This window comes from Clavibacter michiganensis, assembly GCF_016907085.1.
Taxonomy (GTDB): domain Bacteria; phylum Actinomycetota; class Actinomycetes; order Actinomycetales; family Microbacteriaceae; genus Clavibacter; species Clavibacter michiganensis_O.
Window position 1 is genome coordinate 1,847,784 of the sequence record NZ_JAFBBJ010000001.1, and the last position, 20,449, is coordinate 1,868,232.

Here is a 20,449-nt window from a genome sequence, read left to right on the forward strand (position 1 = left end):
CGACGGCGCCGCGCTGCCCGGGCGGCGTGCCGGGGAGCGCCGAGATGGGCGCGAGCGGCTAGAAGGGCTCGAGGAGCCGCTGCAGGAACCGGCGCGTGCGCTCCTCCGCCGGGTGCTGCAGGACCTGCGACGGGTGCCCGCGCTCGACCACGACGCCGCCGTCCATGAACACCACCTCGTCGGCCACCTGGCGGGCGAAGGCGAGCTCGTGCGTGACGATCACCATGGTCCACGCCTCATCGGCGAGCTCCTTGATGACGCTGAGCACCTCGCCCACGAGCTCGGGGTCGAGGGCGGACGTCGGCTCGTCGAACAGGAGGATCTGCGGCCGGAGCGCCAGCGCGCGCACGATCCCCACGCGCTGCTGCTGCCCGCCGGACAGCTGGAACGGGTGCTGGTCCCTCTTGTCGGCGAGGCCGACGCGCGCGAGGAGCTCCTCGGCCTCCCGGGTCGCCTCGGCTACGGGTCGTCGCTGGACCTGCACGGGGCCCTCGATGACGTTCTCCAGGACGGTCTTGTGCGGGAACAGGTTGTACTGCTGGAAGACCATCGCCGAGCGGTCGCGGAGCGCGAGCAGCTCGCGGGTGCGCGGCTTCGCGGCGAAGTCGACGCGGAGCGGGCCGGTCGTCCGCGATCGGGAGTCGGCGTCGGCCGCGGCGACCTCGACGACGCCCTCCTCGGGCACCTCGAGCCCGTTGAGGGAGCGGAGGACGGTGGTCTTGCCGGATCCGCTCGGGCCGATGAGCGCGGTCACGCCGCCGCGCCGGACCTCGAGGTCGATGGAGCGGAGCACCTCGTTGTCGCCGAACGACTTGCGGAGGCCGCGGACGGTGAGGACGGGCTCGCCGGGCACGCGGTGCGGGGCGGGCGCCGCTGCGGGATCGACGGGGTCAGTGGGCGACATACCGGTCGAGCCTCCTCTCGAGGCGGGTCTGCGCGAACGAGAGCACGAGGCAGACGAGCCAGTAGATCAGGGCCGCCTCGAGGTACAGCAGCATGTACTCGAAGGTGGACGACGCGATGAGCTGCGCCTGCTTGAAGAGCTCGGTCACGAGGATCACGGAGGCGAGGGACGTGTCCTTGACCAGGCTGATGAACGTGTTCGACAGCGGCGGCACGGACACGCGCGCGGCCTGCGGCACGATGATGCGCCGGAGCGTCAGGGCGCGGGACATGCCGATGGTGTGGCCCGCCTCCCACTGCCCGCGCGGGACCGAGAGGATCGACGCCCGGATGATCTCCGCCGCGTAGCCGCCGACGTTCAGCGACAGGGCGATGACCGCGCTCGGCCACGGCGGCAGCACGACGCCGATGGACGGCAGGCCGTAGAAGATCACGAACAGCTGCACCAGGAGCGGGGTGCCGCGCACCACGGAGATGTAGAAGCGCGCGATGCCCGACACGAGCCGGTTGCCGTAGAGGCGCATGAGCGCGAGGCCCAGCGCGATCGCGAGGCCCAGCGCGAACGTGACGAGGGCGAGCGGGATGGTGCCGCGGATCGTCTCGAGCGCGAGCGGCCCGAAGGACGACCAGAACAGGTCCCACTCCCTCGACATGCGATCCCCTCGTCTCGTCCTCGTGCGTCAGCGTACGCGGGCGGCTACTGCGAGACGTCCGCGCCGAAGTACTTCTCGGAGATCGACGCGAGCGTGCCGTCGGCGCGGAGGTCGGCGAGGGCCTGGTCGACGGCGGTCACGAGGTCGTCGCTGCCCTTGCGGAAGACGAGCGCGCTGAGCGACGGGTCGTCGGTCTCGGCGGCCACCTGCAGGTCGGAGTCGCCCTGCTGCTTCTGGTAGTCGAGGAGCGTGAGGCGGTCGTTGATGGTCGCGTCGACACGGCCCTGCTGGAGGAGCGTCACCGCCTGCGCGAAGCCCTCGACGGCCTCGACCTTGGCGCCGCTCTGGGTGGCGAGCTTGTTCCAGTTGCTCGTGAGCGACTGGGCCGTGGTCTTGCCCTTGAGATCGGCGAACGAGGAGATGCCCGAGTCGGAGCCCTTGACGATGATCACGCCGGGCGAGACCGTGTACGGCTCGGAGAAGTCGTAGACCGTCTTGCGCTCGTCCGTGATGGAGATCTGGTTGGCGATGACGTCCCAGCGGCCCGCCTCGAGGCCCGCGAAGATCCCGTCGAACTGGGTCTCCTCGAAGACCGGCTTCACGCCGAGCTTGTCGGCGACCGCGGTCGCGACCTCGACGTCGTAGCCCGTGAGCGCGCCCGAGCCGGAACCCTCGTGGAAGGAGAACGGCGAGTACGTGCCCTCGGTGCCGATGACGAGCTCGCCCTTGGCCTTGACGTCGGACAGGCTCGTCGCGGCGGCCGGGGTGCCGGACGCGTCGGGCGCGGATCCGCTGCCCGCGTCGCCCGAGGCGCAGCCCGCGAGGCCGAGGGCGGCCACGGCCAGGAGGCCGGTGAGGGCGAGGGAGGGACGGAGGCGGGAGCGGAGCGTCATGGGGGTCCTTGCGGTCACGGCGGATCTCGGGAGCGGGATCGCCTCGTGCGGGTGCTGTGCGCGGTGCTGCGGCGCCTGGTGCTCGGAACCCGTCCGGGCGCGCCGACCGCCATGGTCTCAACGCCCTCGTCGTGTCGGTATTCCCATGTCGCCGGATGACGGAGCCGGCCCGAGCGCCCGCACCCGCAGCGGCTAGAAGAGCGGCTCGGGGTCGGTCCCGTCACGGCCGTCGGGCAGCGGGCCGATCTCGCCCTCGAGCTCCTGGAGGCGCAGGGCCACGAACCGGTCGAGCGCCTGGCGGATCACGGGCGCGAGCGGGGCGAGCTCGCGCGCCATCGCCTGGTCCACCGCCTGCTGGATCTCCTCCTCGCGCTCCCCGTAGTCGACGAACGCGGGCATGCCGAAGGGGTGCTCGCGGTAGACCGGTCCGCGTGTCTCGCGGTAGTGGCGCTCACGCGCGTCGCGGGCCGCCTCGGCGCGCGCGACCTCGAGGGCGGCGATCAGCGGGTGGATCGCCGTGTGGGGCGCGTCCCGGGGGATCGCCTCCTGGTCCGTGAAGGGCGAGGCGTCGCAGGCGGGACAGGATCCGGATCCCGTGCCGGACGCGGTCGGCGTCTCGGTCGCGTAGCGGAGCGCGTGCGCCCGCCACGCCAGGACCACGTCCTCCAGCATCCGCACGACGCCTCCTCGGGTCCCCGGCGTCGGGTGCCGCCGGGTCCGCCCACTGTATCGCCGCGGCGGCGCCCGACCCGGGGGCACGCGCGCGGCGGGACGGGGGCGCGCGACACGCACCCCCAGGACGAGGAAGGGCCCCGCCGGAGCGGGGCCCTTCTCATCGTGCGCTCACGCGCCGGCGTTCCTAGTTGTAGGTGCCGGGCGTGTAGTCGTCCGAGCTGAAGCTGTCGAAGTCGACGAAGCTCAGGTCGGACTCGTTGAACACCGACTCATCCGTGAAGATGCGGTTCGGGTAGCGCTCGGCCTTGGCCTCCTCCGTCGCGGTGACGGTGACGTCGCGGTACTTCGCGAGCCCCGTGCCGGCCGGGATCAGCTTGCCGATGATGACGTTCTCCTTGAGGCCCATCAGCGGGTCGGACTTGCCCTCCATGGCGGCCTGCGTGAGCACGCGGGTCGTCTCCTGGAAGGACGCGGCCGACAGCCACGACTCGGTCGCGAGCGAGGCCTTGGTGATGCCCATGACCTCCTGGCGGGCGGAGGCGGTCTTCTTGCCCTCCGTCAGCGTGGCGCGGTTGACCTCGTTGTAGCGGGCCCGGTCGACCAGCTCACCGGGGAGGAGGTCCGTGTCGCCGTGCTCGACGACCGTGACCTTGCGCAGCATCTGCCGCACGATGACCTCGATGTGCTTGTCGTGGATCGGGACGCCCTGCGAGCGGTAGACGCCCTGGACACCGCCCACGAGGTGCTTCTGCACCTCACGCACGCCCTTGACCCGGAGGACCTCCTTCGGGTCGATGGCGCCGACGTGCAGCTGCTGCCCGAGCTCGACGTGCTGGCCGTCCTCGACGAGGAGGGTCGCGCGCTTGAGCACCGGGTAGATGTGCGGCTCGTCGCCGTTGTCCGGGGTCAGGATCACCTTGCGGCTGCGATCCGTGTCCTCGATCGTGATGCGACCGGCGGCCTCCGCGATGGGCGACGCACCCTTGGGGGTGCGGGCCTCGAAGAGCTCCTGCACGCGGGGCAGACCCTGCGTGATGTCGTCCGCCGATGCCACACCACCGGTGTGGAAGGTGCGCATCGTGAGCTGCGTGCCGGGCTCGCCGATCGACTGGGCCGCGATGATGCCGACGGCCTCGCCGATGTCGACGAGCTTGCCCGTGGCGAGCGAGCGGCCGTAGCAGGCCGCGCACACGCCGACGGCGGACTCGCACGTCAGGACCGAGCGCACCTTGATCTCGTGCACGCCGGCCGCGATCAGGTGGTCGATCATGACGTCGCCGACGTCGCTGCCCGCGGGGGCGACGACCTCGCCGGCCTCGTTGACCGCGTCGGCGGCCAGCGAGCGGGCGTACACCGAGTTCTCCACGTTGGAGTCGCGGACGGACGAGCCGTCAGCGGCCTTCGTGGCGATCGGCAGGTCGAGACCGCGACCGGTGCCGCAGTCGTCCTCGCGGATGATGACGTCCTGCGACACGTCCACCAGACGACGGGTGAGGTACCCGGAGTCGGCGGTGCGCAGCGCGGTGTCGGCCAGTCCCTTGCGAGCACCGTGGGTGGAGATGAAGTACTCCGCCACCGTCAGGCCCTCGCGGTACGAGTGGACGATCGGGCGGGGGATGATCTCGCCCTTCGGGTTCGACACGAGGCCGCGCATGCCGGCGATCTGGCGGACCTGCATCCAGTTGCCTCGTGCCCCGGAGGACACCATGCGGTTGATGTTGTTGTCGGCGGGGAGGTTGTCCTCCATCGCCTTCGCGACCTCGGCAGTGGCCTTGTTCCAGATCTCGATGAGCTCCTGACGACGCTCGGCGTTCGTCGTGAGGCCCTTCTCGAACTGGCCCTGGACCTTGGCGGCCTGCTTCTCGTAGCCCGACAGGATGGCCGCCTTGGTGGGCGGGGTCAGCACGTCGGAGAGGGCGACCGTGACGCCGGAGCGCGTGGCCCAGTAGAAGCCCGCGTCCTTGATCCGGTCGAGCGCTGCCGCGACCTCCACCTTGGGGTAGCGCTCGGCGAGGTCGTTGACGATCTCGGAGAGCTTGCCCTTGTCGGCGACGGCCTCGATGTAGGGGTAGTCGACCGGCAGGGTCTCGTTGAACAGCGCGCGACCGAGGGTGGTCTCGAGCAGCACGGGGCCGACCGTCTTGCCCTTCTCGTCGAGCTCGACGCCCTCGGGCGCCTCGCCCTCGCCGAAGTAGATGTCGTGCAGGCGGATGCGCACCTTGGCGTTGAGGTCCAGCGAGAGCTGGTCCTTCGCCAGGATGGCCTCGGCCACCGAGCTGAACGCGCGACCCTCACCGGCGACGCCCTCCTTGAGGGTGGTCAGGTGGTGCAGGCCGATGATCATGTCCTGCGTGGGCAGGGTGACCGGGCGTCCGTCCGACGGCTTGAGGATGTTGTTCGAGGCGAGCATCAGGATGCGCGCCTCGGCCTGGGCCTCGACCGACAGGGGCAGGTGGACGGCCATCTGGTCGCCGTCGAAGTCCGCGTTGAACGCGGCGCAGACGAGCGGGTGCAGCTGGATGGCCTTGCCCTCCACGAGCTGGGGCTCGAACGCCTGGATGCCCAGACGGTGGAGCGTGGGCGCGCGGTTGAGCAGCACGGGGCGCTCGCGGATGATCTCCTCGAGCACGTCCCAGACCTGTCCGCGGCTGCGCTCGACCATGCGCTTGGCGGCCTTGATGTTCTGGGCGTGGCTCAGGTCGATCAGGCGCTTGATGACGAACGGCTTGAACAGCTCGAGCGCCATCTGCTTGGGCAGACCGCACTGGTGCAGCTTGAGCTGCGGCCCGACGATGATGACCGAGCGGCCCGAGTAGTCCACGCGCTTGCCGAGCAGGTTCTGGCGGAACCGGCCCTGCTTGCCCTTCAGCATGTCGCTGAGGGACTTGAGCGCGCGGTTGCCGGTGCCCGTGACGGGACGCCCGCGGCGGCCGTTGTCGAACAGCGCGTCGACGGCCTCCTGCAGCATGCGCTTCTCGTTGTTCACGATGATCTCGGGGGCGCCGAGATCCAGCAGACGACGGAGGCGGTTGTTGCGGTTGATCACGCGGCGGTACAGGTCGTTCAGGTCGCTGGTCGCGAAGCGGCCGCCGTCGAGCTGCACCATCGGGCGCAGCTCCGGCGGGATGACCGGGACGACCTGCAGCACCATCGCGGCCGGCGAGTTGCCGGTGGCGAGGAAGGAGCTGACGACGCGCAGGCGCTTGATGGCGCGGATCTTCTTCTGGCCCTTGCCGGTGGCGATCTGCTCGCGGAGCAGCTCCCCCTCGGCCTCGAGGTCGAAGGCCTCCAGGCGCTTCTGGATCGCCTCGGCACCCATGTGGGCCTCGAAGTAGATGCCGAAGCGGTCCTGCAGCTCGTGGAAGACGGCGTCCTCGGGCTTGAGCTCGCCGACCTTGAGGCTGCGGAACTCCTCCCAGACGCGCTCGAGACGGGAGATGTCCTCGTCGAACGCCTTGCGCGTCTGACCCATCTCCTTCTCGGCGCCGTCCTTCGCGCGGCGCTTCTGGTCGCTCTTGGCGCCCTCGGCCTCCAGCGCGGCCAGGTCCGTCTCGAGACGCCCGAGGCGCTCGGCGATCTGGCTGTCGCGCTGGTCCTGCAGGGTCTTGATCTCGAGCCGGAGCTCGTTCTCGAGGCCCGGCATGTCCTCGTGGCGAGCATCCTCGTCCACGCTGATCACCATGTAGGCGGCGAAGTAGATGACCTTCTCGAGGTCCTTCGGCGCCATGTCGAGCAGGTAGCCGAGGCGCGACGGGACGCCCTTGAAGTACCAGATGTGCGTGACGGGCGCGGCGAGCTCGATGTGGCCCATGCGCTCGCGGCGGACCGCGGACTTGGTGACCTCCACGCCGCAGCGCTCGCAGACGATGCCCTTGAAGCGCACCCGCTTGTACTTGCCGCAGGAGCACTCCCAGTCGCGGCTGGGTCCGAAGATCTGCTCTCCGAAGAGGCCGTCCTTCTCGGGCTTCAGCGTGCGGTAGTTGATGGTCTCGGGCTTCTTGACCTCACCGTGCGACCAGCGGCGGATGTCGTCGGCCGTGGCCAGGCCGATCCGCAGCTCATCGAAAGTTGTTACGTCGAGCAATTTTCCTTCTCTCCTTGGAAAGCTTCGAGTCGAAAGTCGTGAACGGGCTTAGATGTCGTCGATGCTGGACGACTCGAAGCGGGTGGAGATGTTGATGCCGAGCTCCTCCGCCGCGCGGAAGACCTCGTCATCCGTGTCGCGCAGGCTGACCGCCTGGCCGTCGGCCGAGAGGACCTCGACGTTCAGGCAGAGGGACTGCATCTCCTTGATCAGGACCTTGAAGGACTCGGGGATACCCGGTTCCTGGATGTTCTCGCCCTTGACGATGGCCTCGTACACCTTCACGCGGCCGAGGATGTCGTCCGACTTGATGGTGAGGAGCTCCTGCAGCGCGTACGCGGCGCCATAGGCCTCGAGCGCCCAGACCTCCATCTCGCCGAACCGCTGGCCGCCGAACTGGGCCTTACCGCCCAGGGGCTGCTGCGTGATCATCGAGTAGGGACCCGTCGAGCGCGCGTGGATCTTGTCGTCCACCAGGTGGTGCAGCTTCAGGATGTACATGTAGCCGACCGAGACGGGCTCGGGGAACGGCTCGCCGGAGCGGCCGTCGAACAGGCGCGTCTTGCCCGTGGACCCGATGAGGCGGTCGCCGTCGCGGGTGACCGTCGTCGAGTCGAGCAGGCCGGCGATCTCCTCCTCGAGCGCTCCGTCGAACACCGGGGTGGCGACCTTCGTGCCGGCCGGAGCCTGGCGCGCGTGGTCCGGCAGGCGCTCGGCCCACTTCGGCTTGCCCTCGACCTCCCAGCCCTGCTTGGCGATCCACCCGAGGTGGGTCTCCAGGACCTGGCCGAAGTTCATGCGGCCGGGGATGCCGAGCGGGTTGAGGATGACGTCGACCGGGGTCCCGTCGGCGAGGAACGGCATGTCCTCGACCGGCAGGATCTTGGAGATGACGCCCTTGTTGCCGTGACGGCCGGCGAGCTTGTCGCCCTCGGTGATCTTGCGCTTCTGCGCGATGAACACCACGACGCGCTGGTTGACGCCCGAGCCGAGCTCGTCGTCGCCGTCCTGCGAGTCGAAGACCTTGACGCCGATGATCGTGCCCTGCTCGCCGTGGGGCACCTTCAGGGACGTGTCGCGGACCTCGCGGCTCTTCTCGTTGAAGATCGCGCGCAGCAGGCGCTCCTCGGCGCTGAGCTCGGTCTCGCCCTTCGGCGTGACCTTGCCCACGAGGATGTCGCCGGGGCGGACCTCGGCGCCGATGCGGATGATGCCGCGCTCGTCGAGGTCGGCGAGCAGCTCCGGGCTGACGTTGGGGAGGTCGCGGGTGATCTCCTCCTTGCCGAGCTTGGTGTCGCGCGCGTCGACCTCGTACTCCTCGATGTGGATGGAGGAGAGGGTGTCGTCCTTGACCAGGTTCTGGCTCAGGATGATGGCGTCCTCGAAGTTGTGGCCCTCCCACGGCATGAACGCGACGAGCAGGTTCTTGCCGAGCGCGAGCTCGCCGTTCTCCGTGGCGGGGCCGTCGGCGATGACCTCGCCGGCCTCGATGCGGTCGCCGGCCGAGACCAGGACGCGGTGGTTGTAGCTCGTGCCCTGGTTGGAGCGGTCGAACTTGCGCAGGTAGTAGGTCTGCGTGCCGCCCTCGTCGAGCTGGATGGTGACGACCTCGGCCGACACCTCCTGCACGACGCCCGAGGCGTCGGCGGTGAGGACGTCGCCGGCGTCGATCGCCGCGTAGCCCTCCATGCCGGTGCCGACGAGCGGGCTCTCGCTGCGCAGCAGCGGGACGGCCTGACGCTGCATGTTCGCGCCCATGAGGGCCCGGTTCGCGTCGTCGTGCTCGAGGAACGGGATGAGCGAGGTCGCGACCGACACCATCTGGCGCGGGGAGACGTCCATGTAGTGGACGTTCTCCTTCGCGACGAGCTCCACCTCACCGCCCTTGGGGCGGACGAGGACGCGGTCCTCCGCGAAGCGGAAGTCCTTCGTGAGGGGCGCGTTGGCCTGGGCGACGAGGAACTCGTCCTCCTCGCTGGCCGTGAGGTAGTCGATCGTGTCCGTGACCACGCCGTCGACGACGCGACGGTACGGGGTCTCGATGAAGCCGAACGAGTTGATGCGGGCGAACGACGCCAGCGAGCCGATCAGGCCGATGTTCGGGCCTTCCGGGGTCTCGATGGGGCACATGCGGCCGTAGTGCGACGGGTGGACGTCGCGGACCTCGACGCCGGCGCGCTCACGGGACAGACCACCCGGGCCGAGCGCCGAGAGGCGGCGCTTGTGGGTGAGACCCGCGAGCGGGTTGTTCTGGTCCATGAACTGCGACAGCTGGCTCGTGCCGAAGAACTCCTTGATCGCGGCGACGACGGGGCGCACGTTGATCAGGGTCTGCGGCGTGATGGCCTCGATGTCCTGCGTGGTCATGCGCTCGCGGACGACGCGCTCCATGCGGGACAGACCGGTGCGCACCTGGTTCTGGATGAGCTCGCCGACCGCGCGGATGCGACGGTTGCCGAAGTGGTCGATGTCGTCCACGTCGAGGCGCAGCTCGACGGGCTTGCCGTCGCGCGTGCCGTTCATCTTCGTCTCGTTCGCGTGCAGCGAGACGAGGTACTTGATGGTCGCGAGGATGTCCTCGACCGTCAGCACCGAGTCGGTGAGCTGCTTGTCGATGCCGAGCTTGCGGTTGATCTTGTAGCGACCCACCTTCGCCAGGTCGTAGCGCTTCGGGTTGAAGTAGAAGTTGTCCAGCAGCGCGCGGGCGGCCTCGGCGGCGACCTGCTCGCCGGGACGCAGCTTGCGGTAGATGTCCTTGAGGGCCTCCTCCTTGGTGAGGATGGAGTCCTTCTCGAGCGTGAGCTCGATGGACGCGACGCCCTTGAACTCCTCGAGGATCTGCTCGCTGGTGAGGCCGAGGGCCTTCAGGAACACGGTGACCGACTGCTTGCGCTTGCGGTCGATGCGCACGCCGACCTGGTCGCGCTTGTCGATCTCGAACTCGAGCCAGGCGCCGCGGGACGGGATGACGCGGGCGGAGTAGATGTCCTTGTCGGAGGTCTTCTCCTGCTGGCGCTCGAAGTACACGCCGGGCGAGCGGACGAGCTGGGACACGACGACACGCTCGGTGCCGTTGATGATGAACGTGCCCTTCTCCGTCATGAGGGGGAAGTCGCCCATGAAGACCGTCTGGGTCTTGATCTCACCCGTGAGGTGGTTCATGAACTCGGCCTCGACGTAGAGGGGAGCGGAGTAGGTCTTGCCGCGCTCCTTGCACTCGTCGATGGAGTACTTCTGCTCCTCGAGGTACGGGTTGGTGAACCCGAGCTGCATGGTCTCGCCCAGGTCCTCGATGGGGGAGATCTCCTCGAAGATCTCCTCGAGGCCCGAGTTGAGCGCCAGGTCGGTGCGACCCTGCGCGGTGCCCTCCTCGACGCGCCGCTTCCACGCGTCCGAGCCGACGAGCCAGTCGAAGCTCTCGGTCTGCAGGGCGAGGAGGTCGGGGACGGTGAGGGTGTCAGTGATCTTCGCGAACGAGAGCCGCGATGCGTCGCGACCGTTCTGGGGAGTGGGAGTTGCGTTGCGCGCAGCAGCCAAGGAAATTACCTCCGTGGGCCCCGTCGGGCTCCGATGTCGTCGATACGCCGAGACCGACCCGGGACGTGACCCGTGCCGATCCTGATGGAGTTGCTCGCCACACCTCGCGGGATGGGCTCGGGATGGACCCGAGCGCACACGATGACCGACCGCAATATGAAGGCAAAAGGGAGTGGGAGCGCAAAGGATCACCATACGGGTCGCGACGCGCCATGTCCAGCGGAATCTTGCATCCTCGGCGTGTCTCGGTGTATAACGTCCGGCTGCCCTGCCGCACGGCCCCTCCGGCCGCGTAGCGTCGGGGCATGAGCGCACCCTGGCACGTGTCCCCCGGCGGCCCCTCGCACGTGCACGTCGCGGGCGACGTGGAGATCCGGAAGGCGTCCGTGGGGCCCATGGACAACGACGCGTACCTCCTCACCGACCTCGACTCCGGCGAGCGCCTGCTCGTCGACGCGGCGGCCGACGTCGACCGGCTGCTGGCCCTCGTGGCGGAGCCAGATCCCGTGGGCCGCCTCGCCGTCGTCGTCACCACCCACGGCCACGCCGACCACCACGGCGCCCTCGCCGCCGTGCTCGACGCGACCGACGCGACGTCCGCCGTGGGCGACGCGGACGCCGCCGACCTGCCCGTCGACGCCGACCGGCGCCTCGCGCACGGCGACCAGGTGGCCTTCGGGGGCGTGACGCTCGAGGTCGTCGCGCTCCGCGGGCACACGCCCGGCAGCCTCGCGCTCGTGCTGCAGCCGGGCGACGGCAGCACGCACCTCTTCACGGGCGACTCGCTCTTCCCCGGCGGCGTCGGGAACACGCAGGGCGACGCCGACCGCTTCCGGCAGCTCATGGACGACGTGGAGGAGCGGGTCTTCGCGCGCTTCCCCGACGACGCGCACGTGCACCCCGGCCACGGCGACGCGACGACGCTCGGAGCGGAGCGCGGATCCCTCGCCGAGTGGCGCTCGCGCGGCTGGTGACGGGACGCCCGGCGGCCGGGTCCGGGCGCCGACCGGACGCCTAGGCTGAGGAGATGCCCGAGCACCCGTCGACCGTCCTGTCCCTGAGCGGGCACCGGGCCGTCATCGAGCCCGACCGGTTCGTGCCGGGGGCGTACCAGCTCGTGGTCGACGGGACGCCGCAGTCCCACGTCAACATGGACGACCCGGGCGAGCTGTTCTTCGAGTACGTGCAGCGCATGGGACACGTCATCGACCTCCTCGGCGACCCGGGCCAGCCCGTCACCGCGCTGCACCTGGGCGCCGGCGCGCTCACCATCCCGCGGTACGTCGAGGCGACCCGTCCCGGATCCCGCCAGCAGGTCATCGAGCTCGAGCAGGACCTCGTGGAGCTCGTGCGCGAGCACCTGCCCTGGTCGCGGAAGGCCTCCATCCGGCTGCGGTACGGGGACGCCCGCGAGGTCATGGGGCGCCTGCCGCAGGGGCTCCGCGGATCCGTGGACCTCGTCGTGGTGGACGTCTTCAGCGGCGCGCGCACGCCCGCCCACATCACCAGCCGCGACTTCTACGCGGAGGCCGCGGCGTTCCTCGCGCCCGGCGGGATCATGACGGTCAACGTCGCCGACGGCCACGGGCTGCGGTTCGCGCGCGGCCAGGCCGCGACCATCCAGGACGTGCTGCCGCACGTGGCCGCGCTCGCCGAGACGCAGGTGCTGAAGGGCCGGCGGTTCGGCAACGTCGTGTTCGCCGCGTCCGCGACACCCCTGCCGTTCGACTTCGTGCCGCGTCTCCTCGCGGGCGGCCCGCATCCCGCCAAGGTCGTCGAGGGGCGCGAGCTCGCCGACTTCATCGCGGGCGCCTCCGTGGTCACCGACGCGACCGCCGTCCCGTCCCCCTCCCCCGCCCGCAGCATCTTCCAGACGAAGCCCTGACCGGCCTCCCCCGGGCATCGACGCCCGCCGATCCACCGGAGTCATCATGAACCGCCGCTACCGCACCCGCTCGGCGCGCGTCGCCGCGCTCGGGTTCGCCGCCCTCGTCGCGCTGACGGGCTGCACGAACGACGACGGCTCGCCCGTGGACGTGCGCGCCACCGAGCCGCCCGCCCCCTCCCCCACCAGCACGGACGCGGCACCTGCCGGTGTCGCGCCGTCGGGCACGCCGACCGCGCTCGCCTCCGACCTCGTCTCGCCGTGGTCCGTCGCGGAGCTGCCGTCGGGATCCCTCCTCGTCAGCGAGCGCGACACGTCGCGCATCGTCGAGGTGCTCGGCGACGGCACCACGCGGGTCGCGGGCACGATCGCGGGCGTGGGGCCGCAGGGCGAGGGCGGGCTGCTGGGGATCGCGGTGCGCGAGGCCGAGGGCGGCACCCAGCTCTACGTCTACTTCACCAGCGCCACCGACAACCGCATCGTGCGCATGGACGTGACGGGCGATCCGGGATCGCTCGGGCTCGGCACGGCCGAGGACATCGTCACGGGGATCCCCCGCGACACGACCCACAACGGCGGCCGCATCGCGTTCGGCCCCGACGGCATGCTCTACGCCACCACGGGCGACGCGAACCTCCGCGACGCCGCGCAGGACCCGATCTCGCTCGCGGGCAAGATCCTCCGCCTCACGCCCGACGGGCAGGGGCCGACGGACAACCCGACGCCGGGGTCGCCCGTCTACTCCATGGGCCACCGCAACCCGCAGGGGATCGCGTGGGACGCCGAGGGGAACCTCTGGGCGTCGGAGTTCGGGCAGGACACCTGGGACGAGCTGAACCTCATCGAACCCGGCGGGAACTACGGCTGGCCGGTGGTCGAGGGCGCGACGGACGACGCCGCGGACGACGCGTACATCGACCCCGTCCGCCAGTGGGCCACCGACGACGCGAGCCCGAGCGGCATCGCCATCTCCGGCGACACCATCTTCATGGCGGGCCTCGGCGGCCAGCGCCTCTGGGTGATCCGGCCGGGCGCCGTGGTCACCGACCCCATCCCGGACGACCGCGTGACCGAGTTCTACACGCGCGAGTTCGGGCGGATCCGCGACGTGCAGGCCGCGCCCGACGGCTCGCTGCGCATGCTCACCGGCAACACCGACGGCCGGGGGACCCCGCGCGCGGGCGACGACAAGCTGCTCCGGGTCGAGCTCATGCCGATCCAGGCGGGATAATCTCTACCTCGTGACAGGCACCGCGATCATCATCGGCTACGACAGGGACACCCTCCGGGAGAAGGTGGACCTGCGGGCGGCCGGCGAGCGCCTGGACGAGCTGGAGGCCCTCCGGAGCCTCTCCGCCATCACCGAGAAGGTCGCGCTGCTGCGCATGCTCGGCCGGCTCGACGAGGCGTGGGACATGGCGAACGCGGCCGTGCGCCAGGCGCGCTTCACGGGCGACCGGGAGACGCTGCTCGCGTGCCGCATCCGCCGCGCGCAGGTGCAGCAGTACCAGGGCAAGCTCGACATCGCGCTGCAGGACCTCGGCGGCTGCGTCGACGAGGCCCGCGCGCACGAGTGGTACGCGCTGGAGGCGTTCGCGCTGCAGCACCGCGGCAAGGTGCACTTCGACCGGGGCGACTACCGCCTCGCCCTCTCCGACTTCGAGGACGCGTACACGCTGCGCACGCGCGAGGGCCTGCCGAGCGACCAGCTGGAGAGCTCGGCGCTCGCGATCGACGTCGCCAAGGAGCGCATCGCCGCCCAGCCCGCGTGATGGGCTGGCTCCCTCCCCGGCCGACGGCGGCCGGCCGTGGCTGACCTCGCCCGGGTGCGGATCTGGGCCGAGGCCCTCATCTCCCTGCACCTCGACCCCTCGTGGACCTTCGCGTTCGACCACGCCCGCACGCGCGCCGGCGCCTGCCACTACGGCGACAAGCGCATCACCGTCTCGCGGCACCTGGCGGGGCGGTTCGAGGACGACGAGATCCACCAGGTGCTGCTGCACGAGGTCGCGCACGCGCTCGCCGGATCCCGCGCGGGGCACGGGCCGAAGTGGAAGGCGACGGCCGCCGAGCTCGGCTACGAGGGCTCGCGGCTGCACTCGGGCGCCGTCGCCGAGGAGCTCGCGCCCTGGGCGGGCGCGTGCCCGGCCGGCCACGCGCACTTCCGCTACCGGAAGCCGACGCGGCCGCTCGCCTGCGGGCTGTGCTCGAAGCGGTTCGACAAGGCGCACCTCATCGCGTGGACGAAGCGCGAGGTGCCGTCGGGCGCCGCCGCGTCCGGCCGGGTGCCCGGCCGTCGCGAGGGCGCCGCGTGAGCCGGGCGCCGGGATCCGAGCGGCCGACCGGCCAGTGGATCGACGACCCCGACGGGCTGCGCTGGTTCCTCGACACGGGCGCCGTGAGCCTCGACCTCGCCTACACGGGCGCGCTCGGGGATCCGGAGCCGCACGAGACGCTGCCCGACGCGGCGGCCCTCGGCGCGTGGCTGAGCGAGCACCTCGCGCCCGTCTCGGAGCCGACCGAGCGCGACCTCGCGGACGCCCGCACGCTGCGGCAGGCGATCGGCGACATCGCGGCGGCCATCGCGGACGGCGCCGAGCCCGCGCCCCGGGACGTCGACGTGCTCAACCTCTACGCGGCCACGCCCGACCTCCCGCCCGCGCTCGGCGGCGGATCCCGCCAGGCCGGCCGCGCGCTCGCCCGGCCCGCGCAGGCGCTCGCGTCGGCGGCGCGCGACGCGGTGGCGGTGTTCGGGGCGGGGTCCGAGCGGATCCACCGCTGCTCTGCCGATGACTGCACCGTGCTCTACCTCGACACGACGCGCTCGGGCACGCGGCGCTGGTGCTCGATGCGGCGCTGCGGCAACCGCGCCAAGGTGCGCGCCCACCGCGCCCGGCAGCTGCGGGAGCGGCGGACGGGGATCCCGGCGCGCGTGGCGCCCGTGCGTCCCGCCCCCGCTTCCGGGTACGACGACGGCCCGGGAGCCGGAGCCCCCGGGCCGTGATCGGCGATCCGCGTCACTCGCCGACGCGGACCTCCTTCCAGAACGCGACGTAGCCGCTGTAGTCCTTGCCGACGCGGTCGAACGACGACGGGATGGGCGTCGGGTACGACCAGGCGCGGTCCTGCAGCACGGTGTCGCCGTCCTTCACGGAGTAGTACTGCGTGTCGCCCTTCCACGGGCAGTGGTACGGCGTGGCGGTCTCGGCGAGGAGCGACATGTCGACGCTCGCGGGCGGGAAGTACCAGTTGCCCTCGATCTCGATGAGCTCGTCCTTCGGGGCCTCGGCGACGGTGACGCCGTTGATGACTGCCTTCATGTGATGACCTTCCGGTTGCGTGGCGTCGTCCCGGGTGCGGCGCCTGATGGACAGGGGAACACGCGCTCCTGGGCGCCCATTCCGCCCGTACGGCGAGCGGATCCCGCGCGGACTCAGGCGTCGCGGTGGAGGCGGTGCACGACCACGTCGACGGGGCCCGCGGCGAGCGCCTCGGCGACGAGCGCGTCGTGGCCCGCGGCGTCGAGCCGTCGCGCGGAGACGCTCGCGGTCACGAGGTGCCCGACGGCCGGTCGGAGCTGCTGGTACGCGGCGCACGCGACGGCGGCCTCGGGCGATGTCGCGTCGATCCCGAGGGCGGCGAGCGCGTCGACCACGGCGCCCGCGGCGAGCTGGTCCTCGGCGCAGGCGCGCCAGGATCCGTCGGCCTCCACTGTGCCCGCCGCGACGACGGCCACGTACGCGCGGCGGCCGAGCGCGGTCTGGAGGGCGAGGATCCAGTCGGCGACGGCGGCGGCATCCGCGAGGCCGGCGCTCACCACGGCGGGCCGGGCCGGCATGGTCGCGAGGACCTCGTCGCGGCGGGCGGCCGTGGGCGGCGGGACGGAGGGCAGGGCGTCGACCCAGACGATGACGTCGGCACCGGTCACGATGCGGCGGGCGCCGGCCACGCCGCCGTCGAGCCGGACCTGGTAGCGGGCCTGCGTCGACGGGTCGGGATGCGCGGCGTCAGCGGAGGAGGTCACGGTGAAGATGCTACGGGCGTCCACGGGCCGGATCCTCCGCGGATGACGCGCCGCGACGGCTCGGGCGCCCCGCGGCGCATGGCCTGGCGGATCACCTCGAAGTCGTCGCGCGTGATCTCGAGGAGCCCGGGCGCGAGCTTCCGGCCCCACTCGAGGGAGTCGCGCGTGAAGTCGAGCACGGGGACGAGCGGGCGGATGGGCGCGTCGACCGCGCCGAGGTCCCAGTCCATCCGCCGGCGCCACGGCCGCCACTCGCCCACGCGGCCCTGGTACGGCGCGGCGTCGGCGACCCGGCCAATGGCGGTGAACGCGCGGAGCAGCTGCCCGTCGGGGTAGGACTCGCGCGGCGAGTAGTAGACGAAGCCGTCGGCCTCGCCGAGCCGTTCGACGGGCTCGCGCGCGCCGCGGTTGATCTGCGCGATGCCGAGGTCCAGGCCGTCGAGCACGCGGTCGCGCGAGACGACGCCCACCCAGTACCTGATCATGTCCGTCCCATCCTGTCCCACGGCGACCGGACGCCGGGCGCGCCCAGCCGCGCGGAGCACACTGGGGTCATGCGCGTGCTGCTGAAGACCATCCTCGACTGCGATCCGGACGCCGCCTGGCGCGCGCTCCACTCGCCCACCGTGATGCGCGAGGTCGCGGGCCCGCTCGTCGACTTCGTGCCGCTGGAGGACGGAGGCTTCCCGACGAGCTGGGACGGCCGCGAGCACGTCGCCGCGATGCAGACCGGGCCGTTCACCGCGGGACGCCAGAGCATCCGCCTCCGCGACATGAAGCCCCGCGTCGACGGGGTGCGCATCGTGCGCGACGACGGCCACGGGCTCTCCGGGCTCATGTCGATCCCCACGAGCATGCGGCACAGCATGGCCGTCTCGGCGGATCCCGCCGGCCCCGACGCGGACGGCCGCGTCAAGACGCTCTTCCGCGACCAGCTCGAGTTCGAGGCCGGGCTCCTCGGCCCCGCGATGTGGCCGACCTTCTGGGCCTTCTGGCAGTGGCGCGCGTTCCGCCTGCGCCAGCTCGCGCCGACGTGGGCGTACGACCGGCAGCCCGCAGCCGAGCCCGACGCGGACGCCGCCCCGGCCGACGACGCGGGCCTGTCCGCCCGCTGACGCCGCGCTCCGCGTCCCGGCGCCCCGCGCGACCCGACGCGTACGGTGGGCGCATGCCCTCCGCCGTCACCGCCCTCCACGTCGCCGACTGGCGCCGCCGCACCTTCGAGATGTACGCGGAGGTGCGCTGGGTCGCGCAGACGGATCCCGCCGCCGCCCATGCGCTCTGGCGCCGCACGCGCGACGACATGTTCCGCAGCCACCCCGCGACGCCGCTCCTCCCCGAGCATCGCGCGGACTTCGACCGGCTCGACGTGGCGGACTACGACCCGGCGTGGCGGTTCGAGCTGGAGATCCAGGACGACCGCGGCGAGGAGCGCCACGAGGTCGAGACCGGCACCGACGGCGTCGTGCCGTTCGAGCTGCTCGGATCCGTGCACCTGCCCTCCGCCGACGGCCGCGAGGCCGGCAGCCTCGACGTCTGGCGCCTCGCGAGCTACGGCGGCGGCCTGCACCTGCCTGTGAAGGACGCGTCGCACCGGCGCGAGGGCGGCACCTACGGGGGCGGCCGCTACCTGCTCGACACGGTGAAGGGATCCGACCTCGGCCAGGGCGCCCCGGGCTCGATCGTGGTCGACCTCAACTTCGCCTACAACCCGTCGTGCGCCTACGACCCGGAGTGGGCCTGCCCCCTCGCGCCGGCCGGGAACGTGCTCGGATTCGAGGTGCCCGTGGGCGAGATGGGCTTCTCCCCGGCCTGACCTGCTACGGTGGCATCACTTGCGAGCACATCACCGTGCTCCCTGCGTCGAGAGAACGCGTTCCCTCCTCGCCCCGATCAGATCGCCGCACAGGCCGACGGGGTCGAGTGACATCTTTCTTTTGGCGAACGGATGCGCCCATCGGCGCCTTCGCCATCCTCCGCTTCCGTGCGTCGTCGCACATCCCGAGAACGCACACCGGGGCGGACCCCTGCCTGGAAGGCAACTCCCCCGCATGACCACTGACACCTTCGGCGCGCTCGGCGTGCCCGCTCCCCTCGTCTCCGCCCTCACGGCGAACGGCATCACGACGCCGTTCCCCATCCAGGTGGACACGCTCCCCGACACCCTGAACGGCCGCGACGTGCTCGGCCGCGGCAAGACCGGCTCCGGCAAGACGCTGGCCTTCGCCATCCCGATGATCGCGCGCCTCGGCGGCGGTCTCGCCGGCGGCCGTCGCCGTCCGGGCCGCCCGCTCGGCCTCATCCTCGCGCCGACCCGCGAGCTCGCCACGCAGATCACCGCCGCCATGGCGCCGCTGGCCGAGGCCTACAACCTGACCACCACGACGATCTTCGGCGGCGTCTCGCAGCAGCGCCAGGTCGCGGCCCTCAAGGCCGGCGTCGACGTGGTCGTGGCCTGCCCCGGCCGCCTCGAGGACCTCATGAAGCAGGGCTTCGTGAACCTCGACGCCGTGGAAATCACCGTCCTCGACGAGGCCGACCACATGGCCGACCTGGGCTTCCTGCCCGTCGTCACGCGGATCCTCGACAAGACCCCGAACACCGGCCAGCGCATGCTGTTCTCCGCCACGCTCGACAACGGCGTGGACAAGCTCGTGCGCCGCTACCTGCACGACCAGGTGCTGCACTCCGTCGACGAGGCGAACTCGCCCGTCGCCGCCATGACGCACCACGTCTTCGAGGCGACCGACGTCGAGGCCAAGCGCCTCCTCGTCCAGAAGCTCGCGGGCGGCACCGGCCGCCGCATCCTCTTCATGCGCACCAAGCACCACGCGAAGAAGCTCGCGAAGCAGCTCACCGACGCGGGCATCCCGTCGGTGGACCTGCACGGCAACCTCTCGCAGGTCGCCCGCGACCGCAACCTGGCGGCCTTCGCGGCCGGCGACGTGAAGGTCCTCGTGGCCACCGACGTCGCGGCGCGCGGCGTGCACGTCGACGACATCGAGCTCGTGATCCACGTCGACCCGCCGGCCGAGCACAAGGCGTACCTGCACCGCTCGGGCCGCACGGCGCGCGCGGGCTCCGCGGGCGACGTCGTCACGATCATGCTGCCGGCGCAGCGCAAGGACGTGCAGCTCCTGATGCGCAAGGCCGACATCCACGTCACGCCGCAGCAGGTCACCGAGTCCTCCCCCGCCGTCGCCGAGCTGACGGGCGCCGTCGCGGCGTACGTCAAGCCCGCGCCGCGCGAGACGAAGTCGGTCCGCGAGTCCACCCAGCGCCAGTCGCAGGGCGGCCGCGCGAACGGCGGCGGACGCTCGCAGGGCGCCAACGCGCAGCGCAAGCGCGCGGCCCGCGACGGCGCGCCCGTCGGCGGCGGTCGTCGTGACGGCGCCTCGTCCGGTCGCCGCGACGGCGCCTCGGGCGGACAGCGCGGTGGCGCGCCCCGCAACTTCAGCACCTCGTCCGAGGGCTTCGGCGGCGGCTCGTCCGTCGGCACCGCGCGTCCCCGCCAGGAGCGCCCCGCCGCGTCCGGCGGCGCCTCGGCCGGCGGCCGCGAGCGCACCCACCGCCGCGTCTCCAGCGGACGCTAGACCGCGCGGCGCGCACCGCGCGTCGGCATGACATCGAGGGCCCCCGTCGACGACGGGGGCCCTCCGTCGTCCCCGCGCGCGGCGATCCCAAGCCGTCCCGGGAGCGCGCCGACGGGCCCGCGCGGGCGCCCGCGTCGCGCGTCGACGACGCGTCCGTGCCCCGATCCTCCACAGCCGAGGCACGACCTGGGGACGGTCGCGC

Annotated in this window: 18 protein-coding genes; 9 read left to right on the forward strand and 9 right to left on the reverse strand. The window is 71.7% G+C overall.

Features of this window, described 5'->3' with window-relative positions:
* Positions 1 to 58: 58 nt before the first annotated feature.
* The 6 genes from JOE38_RS08500 to rpoB form a co-directional block, all read right to left on the reverse strand.
* The gene (locus tag JOE38_RS08500) at positions 59 to 904 is read right to left on the reverse strand and encodes an amino acid ABC transporter ATP-binding protein (RefSeq protein WP_239544783.1); all 846 of its coding nucleotides are present in this window, start codon (positions 902 to 904) and stop codon (positions 59 to 61) included.
* Positions 891 to 1,556, reverse strand: a complete 666-nt coding sequence (locus JOE38_RS08505; protein WP_012297746.1) for an amino acid ABC transporter permease — start codon at positions 1,554 to 1,556, stop codon at positions 891 to 893. The genes JOE38_RS08500 and JOE38_RS08505 overlap by 14 nt, the downstream gene beginning before the upstream one ends.
* A 44-nt stretch (positions 1,557 to 1,600) precedes the next feature.
* Positions 1,601 to 2,449, reverse strand: coding sequence for an amino acid ABC transporter substrate-binding protein (locus tag JOE38_RS08510; RefSeq protein ID WP_204575713.1), 849 nt, complete (start codon positions 2,447 to 2,449; stop codon positions 1,601 to 1,603).
* 192 nt (positions 2,450 to 2,641) lie between these two features.
* Complete coding sequence (locus JOE38_RS08515; RefSeq protein ID WP_239545336.1) at positions 2,642 to 3,121, reverse strand: hypothetical protein; 480 nt, start codon at positions 3,119 to 3,121, stop codon at positions 2,642 to 2,644.
* 187 nt (positions 3,122 to 3,308) lie between these two features.
* Positions 3,309 to 7,208 (reverse strand): DNA-directed RNA polymerase subunit beta', encoded by a 3,900-nt coding sequence (locus JOE38_RS08520; RefSeq protein ID WP_045929308.1) that lies wholly within the window; start codon positions 7,206 to 7,208, stop codon positions 3,309 to 3,311.
* Positions 7,209 to 7,256: 48 nt separating this feature from the next.
* Positions 7,257 to 10,745, reverse strand: a complete 3,489-nt coding sequence (gene rpoB / locus JOE38_RS08525; RefSeq protein ID WP_204575715.1) for a DNA-directed RNA polymerase subunit beta — start codon at positions 10,743 to 10,745, stop codon at positions 7,257 to 7,259.
* A 305-nt stretch (positions 10,746 to 11,050) separates the two neighbouring features.
* On the opposite strand from rpoB, the gene JOE38_RS08530 reads away from it, so the two are divergent.
* The 6 genes from JOE38_RS08530 to JOE38_RS08555 are packed head-to-tail and all read left to right on the forward strand — an operon-like array spanning position 11,051 to position 15,634.
* Entirely contained in the window at positions 11,051 to 11,719 is a 669-nt protein-coding gene (locus tag JOE38_RS08530; protein ID WP_204575716.1) for an MBL fold metallo-hydrolase, read from the forward strand.
* 53 nt (positions 11,720 to 11,772) lie between these two features.
* Complete coding sequence (locus tag JOE38_RS08535) at positions 11,773 to 12,630, forward strand: spermidine synthase (RefSeq protein WP_204575717.1); 858 nt, start codon at positions 11,773 to 11,775, stop codon at positions 12,628 to 12,630.
* Positions 12,631 to 12,676: 46 nt separating this feature from the next.
* A complete protein-coding gene (locus JOE38_RS08540) occupies positions 12,677 to 13,861 on the forward strand; it encodes a PQQ-dependent sugar dehydrogenase (RefSeq protein WP_204575718.1) in 1,185 nt (394 codons plus the stop codon).
* Positions 13,862 to 13,871: 10 nt separating this feature from the next.
* Positions 13,872 to 14,402, forward strand: coding sequence for a hypothetical protein (locus JOE38_RS08545; RefSeq protein WP_043561078.1), 531 nt, complete (start codon positions 13,872 to 13,874; stop codon positions 14,400 to 14,402).
* A 36-nt stretch (positions 14,403 to 14,438) separates the two neighbouring features.
* Positions 14,439 to 14,945, forward strand: a complete 507-nt coding sequence (locus tag JOE38_RS08550) for a SprT-like domain-containing protein (protein WP_204575719.1) — start codon at positions 14,439 to 14,441, stop codon at positions 14,943 to 14,945.
* Positions 14,942 to 15,634: a CGNR zinc finger domain-containing protein gene (locus JOE38_RS08555; protein ID WP_204575720.1), complete on the forward strand. Its 693-nt coding sequence runs from the start codon at positions 14,942 to 14,944 to the stop codon at positions 15,632 to 15,634. Before JOE38_RS08550 ends, JOE38_RS08555 begins: the two co-directional genes overlap by 4 nt.
* Before the next feature lie 13 nt (positions 15,635 to 15,647).
* Here the strand turns inward: JOE38_RS08555 and JOE38_RS08560 are convergent, their stop codons facing one another.
* The 3 genes from JOE38_RS08560 to JOE38_RS08570 all read right to left on the reverse strand — a co-directional run bounded on the left by JOE38_RS08560 (position 15,648) and on the right by JOE38_RS08570 (position 17,139).
* Positions 15,648 to 15,950 carry a DUF427 domain-containing protein gene (locus JOE38_RS08560; protein WP_204575722.1) on the reverse strand — a complete coding sequence of 101 codons (303 nt, stop codon included), beginning with the start codon at positions 15,948 to 15,950 and terminating at the stop codon, positions 15,648 to 15,650.
* A 113-nt stretch (positions 15,951 to 16,063) separates the two neighbouring features.
* Positions 16,064 to 16,654, reverse strand: coding sequence for a 2-phosphosulfolactate phosphatase (locus JOE38_RS08565; protein WP_204575724.1), 591 nt, complete (start codon positions 16,652 to 16,654; stop codon positions 16,064 to 16,066).
* Entirely contained in the window at positions 16,651 to 17,139 is a 489-nt protein-coding gene (locus JOE38_RS08570) for an EVE domain-containing protein (RefSeq protein ID WP_239544784.1), read from the reverse strand. Before JOE38_RS08570 ends, JOE38_RS08565 begins: the two co-directional genes overlap by 4 nt.
* Before the next feature lie 69 nt (positions 17,140 to 17,208).
* Between JOE38_RS08570 and JOE38_RS08575 the strand changes: the two genes are divergently transcribed.
* The 3 genes from JOE38_RS08575 to JOE38_RS08585 all read left to right on the forward strand — a co-directional run bounded on the left by JOE38_RS08575 (position 17,209) and on the right by JOE38_RS08585 (position 20,247).
* Positions 17,209 to 17,769: a hypothetical protein gene (locus JOE38_RS08575; protein WP_204575726.1), complete on the forward strand. Its 561-nt coding sequence runs from the start codon at positions 17,209 to 17,211 to the stop codon at positions 17,767 to 17,769.
* 53 nt (positions 17,770 to 17,822) lie between these two features.
* Positions 17,823 to 18,470, forward strand: a complete 648-nt coding sequence (locus tag JOE38_RS08580; RefSeq protein WP_204575728.1) for a DUF1684 domain-containing protein — start codon at positions 17,823 to 17,825, stop codon at positions 18,468 to 18,470.
* Between the two features lie 235 nt (positions 18,471 to 18,705).
* Positions 18,706 to 20,247, forward strand: coding sequence for a DEAD/DEAH box helicase (locus tag JOE38_RS08585; RefSeq protein WP_204575730.1), 1,542 nt, complete (start codon positions 18,706 to 18,708; stop codon positions 20,245 to 20,247).
* Positions 20,248 to 20,449: the final 202 nt, after the last annotated feature.